Origin of the sequence: Photobacterium arenosum (assembly GCF_014841115.1) — a bacterium.
GTDB lineage: Bacteria > Pseudomonadota > Gammaproteobacteria > Enterobacterales > Vibrionaceae > Photobacterium > Photobacterium arenosum.
Genome location: NZ_JACYTP010000004.1, coordinates 282,143 through 294,082, shown reverse-complemented (window position 1 = coordinate 294,082; position 11,940 = coordinate 282,143). Strand labels below are relative to the sequence as shown.

Annotated in this window: 10 protein-coding genes; 2 read left to right on the top strand and 8 right to left on the bottom strand. The window is 50.5% G+C overall.

The genetic code is table 11. From position 1 onward, the window contains the following. Positions 1-13: 13 nt before the first annotated feature. The 3 genes from IFO68_RS09060 to metE form a co-directional block, all read right to left on the bottom strand. Positions 14-643, bottom strand: coding sequence for an acyl-homoserine-lactone synthase (locus IFO68_RS09060; protein ID WP_192015600.1), 630 nt, complete (start codon positions 641-643; stop codon positions 14-16). A gap of 98 nt (positions 644-741) precedes the next feature. After that, the gene (locus tag IFO68_RS09055) at positions 742-1,467 is read right to left on the bottom strand and encodes an autoinducer binding domain-containing protein (protein ID WP_192015599.1); all 726 of its coding nucleotides are present in this window, start codon (positions 1,465-1,467) and stop codon (positions 742-744) included. A gap of 340 nt (positions 1,468-1,807) precedes the next feature. Beyond that, positions 1,808-4,081, bottom strand: coding sequence for a 5-methyltetrahydropteroyltriglutamate--homocysteine S-methyltransferase (gene metE, locus IFO68_RS09050; protein ID WP_192015598.1), 2,274 nt, complete (start codon positions 4,079-4,081; stop codon positions 1,808-1,810). Between the two features lie 108 nt (positions 4,082-4,189). Here metE and IFO68_RS09045 point away from each other — a divergent pair, with 108 nt between their 5' ends. Then, positions 4,190-5,098: a LysR family transcriptional regulator gene (locus IFO68_RS09045; protein WP_192015597.1), complete on the top strand. Its 909-nt coding sequence runs from the start codon at positions 4,190-4,192 to the stop codon at positions 5,096-5,098. A gap of 2 nt (positions 5,099-5,100) precedes the next feature. Here the strand turns inward: IFO68_RS09045 and rimI are convergent, their stop codons facing one another. Genes rimI through IFO68_RS09030 form a run of 3 tightly spaced genes read right to left on the bottom strand, consistent with a single transcriptional unit; the run spans position 5,101 to position 6,487 of the window. Then, the gene (gene rimI / locus IFO68_RS09040) at positions 5,101-5,538 is read right to left on the bottom strand and encodes a ribosomal protein S18-alanine N-acetyltransferase (protein WP_225445138.1); all 438 of its coding nucleotides are present in this window, start codon (positions 5,536-5,538) and stop codon (positions 5,101-5,103) included. Positions 5,539-5,548: 10 nt separating this feature from the next. Next, complete coding sequence (locus IFO68_RS09035; protein ID WP_192015596.1) at positions 5,549-5,950, bottom strand: DNA polymerase III subunit psi; 402 nt, start codon at positions 5,948-5,950, stop codon at positions 5,549-5,551. A 27-nt stretch (positions 5,951-5,977) separates the two neighbouring features. Continuing rightward, the gene (locus IFO68_RS09030) at positions 5,978-6,487 is read right to left on the bottom strand and encodes a GNAT family N-acetyltransferase (protein WP_192015595.1); all 510 of its coding nucleotides are present in this window, start codon (positions 6,485-6,487) and stop codon (positions 5,978-5,980) included. A gap of 554 nt (positions 6,488-7,041) precedes the next feature. Between IFO68_RS09030 and IFO68_RS09025 the strand changes: the two genes are divergently transcribed. Beyond that, complete coding sequence (locus IFO68_RS09025; RefSeq protein ID WP_192015679.1) at positions 7,042-9,081, top strand: putative bifunctional diguanylate cyclase/phosphodiesterase; 2,040 nt, start codon at positions 7,042-7,044, stop codon at positions 9,079-9,081. 16 nt (positions 9,082-9,097) lie between these two features. Here the strand turns inward: IFO68_RS09025 and IFO68_RS09020 are convergent, their stop codons facing one another. Both IFO68_RS09020 and IFO68_RS09015 read right to left on the bottom strand, forming a co-directional pair. After that, positions 9,098-10,045, bottom strand: coding sequence for a LysR family transcriptional regulator (locus IFO68_RS09020; protein ID WP_192015594.1), 948 nt, complete (start codon positions 10,043-10,045; stop codon positions 9,098-9,100). Positions 10,046-10,203: 158 nt separating this feature from the next. Beyond that, positions 10,204-11,772, bottom strand: a complete 1,569-nt coding sequence (locus IFO68_RS09015) for an acyl CoA:acetate/3-ketoacid CoA transferase (RefSeq protein WP_192015593.1) — start codon at positions 11,770-11,772, stop codon at positions 10,204-10,206. Between the last annotated feature and the right edge of the window lie 168 nt (positions 11,773-11,940).

Below are 11,940 nucleotides of genomic sequence, written 5' to 3'. Positions count from 1 at the left end.
CAGTTGCTAACAATTAAGAAAGGAGAAGCGCTTCTGATTCAGGTAGCGAACGATAGAACAATAAACTTCCCTCAGTTTCAATAACATTTAAAAGTTTATTATCATCAAACTGTTCGACAGGAAAAGATAAGGCGATAAGTTTGTCTCTCCCTTTTTTAGTCACTTTACCCATTCGATTAAGCGTGACTCCTCTTCTCAAAAAATAGCGTTCTATCGCGACTGTCGTCACCGCGACCAATTGCTTAACACCATGCATTCCTGCGAGTTGCAACGAGAATTTTAAAATATCAAAAGGGAGAGATTCCAATTCATGTCCATATGCCGCAAAGCGTGATATTTCCCAAGTCGCTATATCTCTTGGTAGCTCACTGTCACATAAATAAGGAAATACATCTGAGAGTAAGTAAGGAGAGTAGGAGGGAATCAGCCTGGCACACCCTACAATTTTATCATTTTCATTATAGGCAATGACATACAGTGCAGACTCTGTGTCAAACTCATCGTTTTCAATCCCCTCTTCTAAAGAGGTAATATTAAGATCCCACTTGAGTTGCTTAATAAAAACATCATGGCGAAAACGCCCCAGATCATCTAATTCATTTTTATCGAAATTCAAAAATTGCGTGCATACCAACCGATACATGCTTTGACTGTCCCTATCAAAATCCACTTCTTTAGGCTATTCCCCATACTATAAAGCCCCAAATCATCTAGCAACTACCAAAAATGGTAATAATCAGGTTAAATAATTCCTAACGCTGCTGAGTAAGCTGCAGCCAATGTACGATTGGTCGAGCCAAATTTTTTCTGGATATTTTTAATATGATAATTGACTGTGTTTTCTGAAATACCCAAAATATCAGAGATCGCATTTGAGCATTTACCATCAGCGATCCAGCGTAAAATTTCTTCTTCACGGTTGTTTAGATTAATTTCATTTTGACATAACAAGTCAGACTTTTCTTTGACACTGTTCTCTTCGATCAACTCAATCAGACAACGCATTTTTAGCTTTAACATCAGTTTATCATCACTGTTGATAAGCACATTACTTCGCGAAACCCCCAGCATACACAGCGAGTGATCCATGCTACGCAATGTTAATGTTGCACCAATATTTATCCCCCACTCTCTGGCTTCTTTGAAGATAAAATGTGTCTTTATATTGTGGTCATCCTGCCAGATGACAAACTGCCGATCACTGGCTCTGCTTGCAATCGAAGGATCTTGCTGACAATAGTGTTTGTCTTGATATCGCTTCAACCACGCCTCTGGGTATGTTCCATATACACATACTTTCGAGCGTGAGAAAGGCACAGCCTGTTTTTTACCGTATGCAAAGTTATCAAAGCCGAGTTTATTGACTTCCAGTGAGACACTCTTAATAACATCATTGTTAGTAGTGCAAGATGAAAATGCAGCGTTTACAGACAACCACCAATTGATGAATCCTGTGTTTTTATCCATTTTCCTCTCCAAACAAGTCATATAAAGCACCAACTTCTACAACAGAGGAATACGTTTATCAAATAGATATTGTTTTAATATGTTTCACTTTGTTTCTAATTCAAGCCGATTGATTAATTCAACCTGACTCTCCGTTTAATAATATTACTCCTGTATCTTGATATTTTCATTTCCACACCTGAAACACCGCTCACTATTTACCATTAACTCAGTAATACATTTTTAAAAAATATTCATCATCGCAATACCCTCATCACCGGCCTTGGGGTGATAATTAACGACAAAAAAAGCAGCATTGCCATAACAATGCTGCTTTTACGCCGATATGTATTTCTGAAGCTTAATTAGCCCGCAAAGTTTTCGCAGCTGCCACCATGTTTTGCAGTGCAGGCACCACTTCTGCCCACTGACGGGTTTTCAGGCCACAGTCCGGGTTCACCCACAAGCGCTCGGCCGGGATACGTTTTGCTGCTTGCTGCATCAGTTTCACCATCTGCGCTTCAGTCGGAATATTGGGCGAGTGGATATCATAGACGCCCGGGCCAATTTCATTCGGATACTTGAAGTTATCAAAGGCATCCAACAGTTCCATGTCTGAACGGGAAGTTTCTATGGTGATCACGTCGGCATCCATGTCGGCAATTGACGCAATAATGTCATTAAACTCGGAATAACACATGTGGGTATGGATCTGGGTTTCATCGGCCACCCCGTTCGCCGTGATACGGAACGACTCCACAGCCCAGCTCAGGTAGTCCTGCCACTCAGAGCGGCGCAATGGCAAGCCTTCACGCAGAGCGGCTTCATCAATCTGAATCACTTTCACCCCGGCTTTTTCCAGATCCAGCACTTCGGCGCGAATGGCCAGTGCCAGCTGGTAGCAAGAGACGGAGCGAGGCTGATCGTCGCGGACAAAAGACCAGTTCAATATGGTTACAGGACCGGTCAGCATACCTTTCATGGGTTTTGCGGTCAGTGATTGGGCGTACTGAGTCCAGGCTACCGTCATGGCAGCCGGACGGCTGATATCACCAAACAGGATCGGCGGCTTGACACAACGCGAACCGTAAGACTGTACCCAGCCAAACTGGCTGAAGGCATAACCGTCCAGCTGTTCACCGAAATATTCCACCATGTCGTTACGTTCCGCTTCACCGTGAACCAGCACATCCAGATCCAGGGCTTCCTGCTCACGCACCGCGCGGGCAATCTCTTGCTTCATCTGGCTGACATAGGTTGCCTGATCCAGCTCACCTTTCTTGAATTTCAGCCGGGTCTGACGGATGTCAGCGGTCTGAGGAAACGAACCGATAGTGGTGGTCGGAAACGCCGGCAGATTCAGGTGCGCCGTTTGTTTAGCGATACGATCGGCATACGGATTCTGACGCTGGCCCAGCTGCGGGTTAATCGCCGCAACGGCGGCCTGCACGTCAGGGTTATTCACCCGGCGGGACTGACGACGGCTGTCGATGGCGGCCTGATTGGCGGCCAGTTCAGCGAAGACCGCATCGCGACCTTGGTTCAGGGCGCGGGCCAACACAGCCAGCTCGTCGAGTTTTTGCAGCGCAAAGGCCAGCCATGACTGAATTTCATCATCGAGTTTCTGCTCGCTGTTCAGATCAACCGGTACGTGCAACAGTGAACAGGAGGGCGCCACCCACAGGCGTTCGCCGACATCGCGGGCAATAGGCTCCAACCAGTTCAGCACCGCATTAAGATCAGTCTTCCAGATATTACGGCCATTGATGACCCCCAGAGACAGCACTTTGTCAGCCGGCAGGGCAGCGATGACGGCGTCCACTTCATTGCGGCCACGCACCGCATCAAAATGTAAGCCCTGAACCTGCAGATTGACCGCCAGCGACAAGTTCTCTTTCAGCTCGCCAAAGTAAGTGGCCAGCAAGAGTTTCACCTGGCCTTTGTTTAACGTCTGGTAGGCTTTGCTCAGCGCCTGCTGCCATTCTGCAGACAGTTCAGTAACCAGGATCGGCTCATCGATTTGCACCCATTCGCCCCCGTTGTCGGCCAGCAGCGCCAGCAGCTGCCCGTACACAGGCAGCAGTTGATCAAGCAGATCCAGTTTATTGGAGTTGTCCTTTTCCTTTCCGAGCCACAGATAGGTCACAGGGCCGATCAGCACAGGTTTCGCGGCGACGCCCTGCGCTTTGGCTTCCGTCAGTTGTGCCAGCAGGCGCTCTGGGTTGAGCTCAAAACGGGTATCGGCGGTAAATTCAGGCACGATATAGTGGTAGTTAGTATCAAACCATTTGGTCATCTCACCGGCATGCACACAGTGACAACCACTGTCGTTGGCTGAACGGCCACGTGCTACACGAAAATAGTTGTCCAGCTCGTCACCGGCCAGACCTTCAACACGGGCCGGGATATTGCCGAGTGTGAAGCTGGTATCCAGTACCTGATCATAAAAAGAGAAGTCGCCAACCGGGGTCAGATCGAGACCCGACTGCTGCTGCCAGTGTTTTTGGCGCAAGCCGGCGGCCAGTTCTGTCAGCTCGCTTTGGCTGCTTTCGCCTTTCCAGTACTTTTCCAGTGCGAATTTCAGTTCACGGTTAGCACCGATGCGCGGGAAACCTAAGTTATGAATTTTAGCCATCTATACGTCCTCCTAAGTTATTGAAGGCATCTTATGGCTATATTGTGATGAATAAAAATGGCATTATTTCATCAATCAATGAATTCTAATCATAAGTTAAGGATCACTATGATAGAAAGGAGCCATCTGGCGATATTGCGCGAGGTACACAGGCTCGGCTCGCTGACGGCCGCCGCAGAGGCATTGTATTTAAGCCAGTCGGCGCTGAGCCACAGCATGAAAAAACTGGAGCAGCAAATAGGGACGCCAGTCTGGAGCAAATCAGGCCGCAGCCTGCACTTTACCCAGGCGGGGTTTTATCTGTTACGGCTGGCGGAGCGGGTGTTACCGCAATTTGAACATGCGGAAGTGCAGATGCAGCAGTTCGCTTCCGGCCAGCGGGGCACACTGCGGATTGGTATGGAGTGCCACCCCTGCTATCAGTGGCTGCTCAAAGTGGTCCATCCCTACCTGCAAGGCTGGCCGGATGTCGATGTGGACGTGAAACAGAAGTTCCAGTTCGGCGGTTTAGGCGCGCTGTTCGGGTATGAAATCGATGTCCTGGTCACGCCCGATCCGCTACTCCGGCCCGGTATCCGCTACATTCCAGTGTTTGATTATGAGCAGGTGCTGGTGGTCAGCGCGCAAAGCCCGCTGGCTAACGAGGAATACATAGCGCCGGACATGCTGCTGGATCAAACCCTGATCACCTACCCGGTAGAGCAAAGCCGGCTGGATGTGTATAGCCAGTTTCTGACACCCGCTAAATGCAGCCCCCGTAAACATAAGCTGATTGAAACGACTGACATTATGCTGCAGATGGTAGCAGCCGGACGCGGTGTCGCGGCACTCCCTAAATGGCTGGCCAAAGAATATGAAGAGAAAATGCCGATCGTTGCTGTGCGGCTGGGCGAAAGTGGCATTCACAAGCACATTCACCTGGGGGTCAGGGAAACGGATTTGGATATTGATTATCTGAGTGCTTTTATTAGCCTGGCAGACTCCCTGTCTGAGCATAAGGAGCCGTCCGCTCTGTAACGTCAGATCTTCGCTTTCATGATCAGCGCGTCTTCGCGGCCGTTAGCACTGACACTGCTGTCGGCCCGGTAATAGTCTTGCCGGCGACTGACCAGCTCAAAACCATTGGCCAGGTATAACTGACTGGCCCTGGTATTGCCGGCCCGCACTTCGAGCCAGATGTCCTGCCCGCCTTCCGCTTGGGCGGCAGCCACAAACGCCGCCAGCAACTGACGGCCCAGCCCTTGCCCCTGCCACTCAGGATCAACAGCAATATTAAACAGGCTCACTTCACCGGCCACAGACTGGCCAAAACAATAGCCCGCGACCTTGCCGTCAACCCGCATCACCAGATTCAGAGCGATACGGGATGGCGTTTCTCTGATCTGGCTTTCTGTCCAGGGAAACGGGTGTGCACGTTGCTCAATAGCCCACACGTCATCAAGGTGCGCAGCTGTCATAGGCAGGAATTCAATCATTGAAGGCACAGATCTGCTGCCACAATGCTTTCTTGCTGGCAGGGTTATCATGCATCTGACACAGTGACGCTGAGTGCAGAATCTGGCAATCGGACGGCTCAACGCCCTGGCAACCGGCAAACCAGCACCAGGTCAGATGATGCTCACCCAGCTCAGACAATGCATGTGGGGGCAGAGTTAATGCCTGCTCCGGGGTCAGCTTCATGCTGCGCAGAATATTGCCGAACAACCAGGCATCGTGTTCATCCATCTCATCCGCGGTCACAAACAGCAATTGACAGGTTTCGGGTAAATCAATCACAGACTGAACCCAGTCAGGAAAACACTCAGGTTTTCTGATTTGCCAGTTCGTCAGTCCCATTTCCTGCAATAATTGCATGTTTCTTTGTTGCATGATGTGTTTACCGCTTTTGATGTTCTGTTAGGCCGGGAGCGCGGAAAATGGAGCGCTGTATTCAACCAGGCCACGATGACCGCTCAGGGTGGATGGCAGCAGTTCCTGAACCATGAAAGCCTCTTCCGGCACAGGCCAGGTGCAGCGCAAGCCATGCTCCGCCGCCGTCACATAACCGGCTTTACGGTAATAGCTGTGATCCCCCAGCACCACCACCACTGGGTAACCCAGCTCTGCCAGTATTTCTGCACTTTCACGCATCAGTGTCTGGCCGATCCCCTGCCCGCGGTATTCGGCTTTCACCACCAAAGGTGCCAGCCCTTGCCACCCTAAATCCTGTCCGCTGACAGTGACCGGACTGAAAAAGATATGACCAACCACTTCACCATCATCATTGCATGCCACCAGCGATAACGTCATATGACCATTTTCACGCAGGGTCATGACCAAATCTGCTTCCGCTTCAGTATCAAATGTGTATCGCAGTAAGGCATCGATAGTCAGAATGTCCGCCGGCACTTCAGTTCGAATCAGCATAGTTATCCTCAAAGAAACAGTCGTCAGACCGTCATTGGATGTGGCGGGTATCCGCCACATTTAGCCGGCCCTATTTTGCGGCCAGGCTAGTGTGATCACAACCTCTTTCTCGCCAGACACAGCACAGAGGCTGAAAAAGGATATCAGCACAGATTCATAGTAATGATAGCTTCCCTGCTGACACTACAACCGTCCGCCTGGAATCAGGTCAGTCAATATTTTGCTGATTCGTATTTGTGTCGCAGAGATGCAGATGAATAATCAATGTCATGCCTTTCCAACGGGACTTTTCTTCTTCTCGTCAATAAAATGCAAAGATTATTCGCTGAGGTAATCTGCTTTTAAAACATTATTTTAGATGCATACGTCTCGTTTTCGCCGGCCAGTTTTTTGTAACCAGTGTCAATAAATCCATTTTTTTACATTTCAAATCAAAATTTTCTCATGAAAATAGGAATTTTTGACAATCAGACATTTTCTAACGTTATATTACGGGTACGACTTACCCAGAAAGGGACATCCGAGCGATGTCAGCAGTAACAGACAATTTCGCCATGCCGACTGAATTCATCAACAATTGGTTTTTTCAACTGACAGGCAATAGCCCATTCCTGTTCGCCATTCTGGACAAGCAACACCACTATGTCGCGGTCAATCAACACTACTGTCAGCTCAGCGGCCTCAGCCGGGAAGAACTGGTGGGGCACCGTGATAGCGAAATCCTCGGCGAGACCTTTTACCACACCCTGCAGCCATATTACGAACGCGCCCTGAACGGCGAATACGTGGAAGGGGATGTGATTCTTGATGAACACAGGCATCATACCTGCCTGCATTTCAGTGTGTCACCACTGCGCGATGATAGCGGCGAAATTACCGGCCTGGCTCTGCATGCGATTGATACCTCTGAACGCTTACACCTTGCCAATGCCGTGGCTGAACATGAAGACCACTTTAACCAGCTCAGCCAGCTCATGTCTGATGGCTGCCTGCTGATCGAAAGAAATCAAGTGTTGTCCGCTAACCCAATGGCCGCTCAGTTGCTGGGGTTTGCTTCGCCGGATGACATGACAGGGGAAGATTTAGGGCAGCTATTAATAGACAGCAGAAACAACCGCCCTTTTGGTGAGCAACTGGCCGAACTCAGCAACGGCAAAGCCTACCATTGCCTGACCAGTCAACGGTGTCAGGTTGAAAATGTACTGACGCTGACCCTGAAAGACACCCTGGTCGTTGGCTCACCCGCCAGTCTGGTTGTCCTGAGACAGCCACAGACACAACAAGTCCAACCCGAACAGGTGGAACAGCTGATTCATACCGACCCGCTGACAGGTTTGTATAACCGCCACGGATTCAGCCGTCGTCTGGAACAGATGATCAACCGGCAGACCCCGTTAGTCATGCTGTATCTGGACATAGATAATTTCAAAAACATCAACGATTCGCTGGGGCATCACATTGGCGATCGGGTGCTGCAGGAAATCTCCCAACGCCTGCGTCAGTTGTTGCCGGAGAACGCTGTGATAGGTCATCTGGGTGGCGATGAATTCGGCATTCTGCTGCCCGGTCCCATCCATGCGGAAATTGGCGAACAGGTCTCGAAAAAGATTATTGCCCTGGTCAATCAACCCTTCGACCTGATGCACTTCAGCAAGCATCTGGCCTGTTCGATCGGGATGGTGAACTACCCGGGCAACGGCAGTGATGCACGTTTACTGCTGCAGCATGCCGATACCGCTATGTATGAAGCCAAGAATCGCGGGCGTAACCGTCTGGTCACCTTTGACGAGACCATGAACAAAGAAGCAAGAATGCGGTTGTGGCTGGAAATTGAACTGCAGAAAGCCCTACAGAATAAAGGGCTGGAAGTCTGGTATCAGCCTAAAGTCAGTGCGAGGGATTTCTCCATTCACGGTGCCGAAGCCCTGGTGCGCTGGAAACACCCTATTGAAGGTTACATCAGCCCGGCCCAGTTTATTCCGGTTGCTGAACGCTCAGGCCTGATCGAACAGCTCGGCCAGGTTGTGATGAAAGAAGTCTTCACCACAGTTAAATACTGGAAAAGACAGGGGATCCTTCAGGGCCGGGTGGCTATCAACCTGTCACCCCAGCAATTTGGTAATCCCAACCTGATTCAGTATGTCTCAGACTTGCAGCGAGCCACAGGTGTCAACCCGGATGATATCACTTTTGAACTGACTGAAAGTGCCATGCTGGGAGAAAACGAACACACCATACAAATGTTGAACGCCATCAAAAAACTCGGGTTTGCCCTATCGATTGATGATTTTGGGACCGGCTACTCCTCTTTGTCTTATCTGGCCCGATTCCCGCTGGACGAGCTCAAAATCGACCGGGCATTTATCAAAGATCTGGAGACTGTGCCTAAGCAACTGACCCTGATCGAAAACATCATCAATCTGGGTAAGTCGCTGAATATGAGTGTCGTCGCTGAAGGCGTAGAAACGCGCCAGCAGGCCGCCCTGCTATCCAATCTCAATTGTGATTACATCCAGGGCTTTCACTTTTTCCGCCCGCTGCCGAAAAATGATCTGGAAACCATACTGATGAAAAACTTCCGCGGCAGATTTTAAGCCTGCTGCACAGCCATCATACTTGCTGTGCCACAATCTCTTCTGTCCTGCGCAGCAGGTAATCCTTGAACGCCTGACAGCGAGCAGGCATTGGATGCCTGGGGCGAAAGTACAGATTGATGTCAAACTGGCTGGCAACATAATCAGTCAGTAGCACAGTTAATGCGCCTGAGGCCAGAGCGTCCTTAATCACAGAATGCGGCAAGTAGGCAACACCGGCTCCTCTGATTGCCATATCGCGCAGTATCTCACTGTTATCACATTCCAGCGCATCGCTGATAGCCACAGCGCGGTTAATACCATTTAAACGGAAATACCAGCGATTGCCTCCAACCAGTGAACTGGCATACAGGCAGCGGTGATCTCTTAAATCTTCCGGTTCCATTGGTTTACCGCACCGTGCCAGATAGCCTGGCGACGCGCAGGCGTATAGCGGTTCACTGAGCAACAACCGGCGGATCAGCAAAGAATCTTTCTCTTCGGTTTCCCGGTTAGTCGCTTTGGCCCGGATAATAAAATCCACATGTAACGGATCTGTCTCCCCTGCTTCAATAAACAAACGAAAGTTCACCTGGGGATGCATTTCCATGTATTCCGCAATGATTTCACGCAGATAATAACTGGCGTACAGCGGTGTCGATGAGATACTGATAATTCCCCGCTGTTCATCTGCCATACTGCCCACTTCAGCGCAGATGGTATCAATTTCCGGCAACAGGGAAGAAAAACGACGGTACAGCATCTCTCCGGCATCCGTCGGTACAAGTTGGCGGGTACTGCGCTTGATCAACTCGACGGCCATCAGCCCTTCCAGCTCCTTTACCCATCGGCTGGCCGCCGCCGCGGAAATGCCCCACACTTCCGCAGCCTCGCGAAACGAGCCATGCTGAATAACGGAACAGAAAAACACGATTTTATCTAATTGTTGCTGGCGAGGATTAATCCCGACCAGTGACTGGGTCATAGCACATTCCTTATGGTTTGAACTCCCACCCGACCCCGCTTTTCAGGCAAGGACCGGGGTTAATGAGCCTCAATAATGCCTGCGCAATCCTGGCTGAACTAACACCGGCACCTCGTCTTACAGCTCGCTTCACAGTCTTATGACCCACATCCCGCTATTTAAACGGTTTTCTGCCCGAACTGAGGAGAAAATATCTCTGCTGACATCAAGCTCAGACCGGGATCAATCACCGGAGTGAATGACATATGTGCCAGAATATCACGCTCAAGATCCACGCCTGGCGCAATTTCTTCCAGCACCAGACCTTGCGGTTCAAGCCGGAACACGGCACGTTCAGTAATATAGCGCACCGGTTGCCTGGTCTGGATGGCCCGTGAAGCGGAAAACGTAATCTGTTCAGCTGTCTCAACAAACTTACTCTGACGCCCTTCCTTCAGAATATGCAGCTCGCCGTTCCTGACGGCGATCTCCAACCCAGCGGCTGTAAAAGTGCCACAGAAAAACAGAGACTTAGCATGCTGACTGATGTTGATAAAACCACCACAGCCCGGCAATTTATCGCCAAAACGGGACACATTGATATCGCCGCGGGCAGAGCACTGTGCCAGGCCGAGAAAGGCCTGATCGATCCCGCCGCCATCATAAAAATCGAACATCTGATCCTGAGTAATGATGGCCTGCGGGTGCCTGCTGGCACCAAAATCCAGCCCGCTGGCCGGCAGACCGCCGATAGCGCCGGGCTCGACGGTGAGAGTCATGGTATCCAGGATACCCAGCTTACCGGCAACAATTGCAATGTACTCAGGCACGCCAATCCCCAGATTCAGTACAGCGCCGGGCGTCAGCTCCTGCACGGCGCGGCGGGCAATAAGGGTTTTGGCATCCAGTTGTTCCGGCAGACTATCCCGGTGCTCTACCTGATGTTCGCCTGAACCTGCCCGTCCGACAAAATCGGGATTGAAACGGGTGGCAAAGGTCTGCATGTGTTCCGCTTCATCATTGCAAAGCACAATAGCATCGACAAAAATGCCCGGAATTTTGATGCTATGAGGATCGAGTGTACCGGCCGGCACCAGCCGTTTGACCTGCACGACCACTTTGCCGCCCTGATTACGGGCTGCCTGCGCTGCGGCCAGATTTTCCACCACCAGACACTCATCTTCCATCGTGATATTGCCGTTGTCATCTGCCGTTGTGCCGCGCAAAATCGCCATATCCACCGGCAGACGCTGGTAGAACAGGTATTCTTCACCATTGATCTCCAGCACAGACACCAGATCGTCGCGGGTTATCGTATTAATCTTGCCGCCTTCAAGCCGGGGATCGACAAAGGTTCCCAGCCCGGTTGTTGTCACTGTCCCGGGCTTACCTGCTGCCGTATCGCGCAAGAGGTGTGAAATCACCCCCTGTGGCAGGTTGTACGCCTCAATCTCATTGCTCAGGGCCAGCTTTTGCAGGTCTGGCACCAGACCCCAGTGGCCGCCAATCACCCGCTTAACCATGCCCGGCCTGGCCAGATGATTCGCCGCCCGTCCTTGTCCGTCTCCCTGACCGGCTGCAAAGATCAATGTCAGATCACGGGGTGAGGTTTCGCTGTCGTAGCGTTCACCCAAGGCCCTGATGATCGACTCTGGTACCACGGAACCGATAAATCCCCCCAGCATGACGGACTGTCCGTCGGTGATCCATGCCGCGGCTTCTTCAGCCGTAAGTTGGGTAACTGCCATGCGCAACTTCCTTTTACCGTGCAATTGCCTGAAGTGTATGAATCCCATCCCCTTGCTTTAATAGCTACAGATGAAATTGTGTTTTTCGAAACTGGCCACAACCAGCCACAAACACGTGATAACATATTGAAATAAATAAAAAATATCATTATCAATTAAAACAGGGGC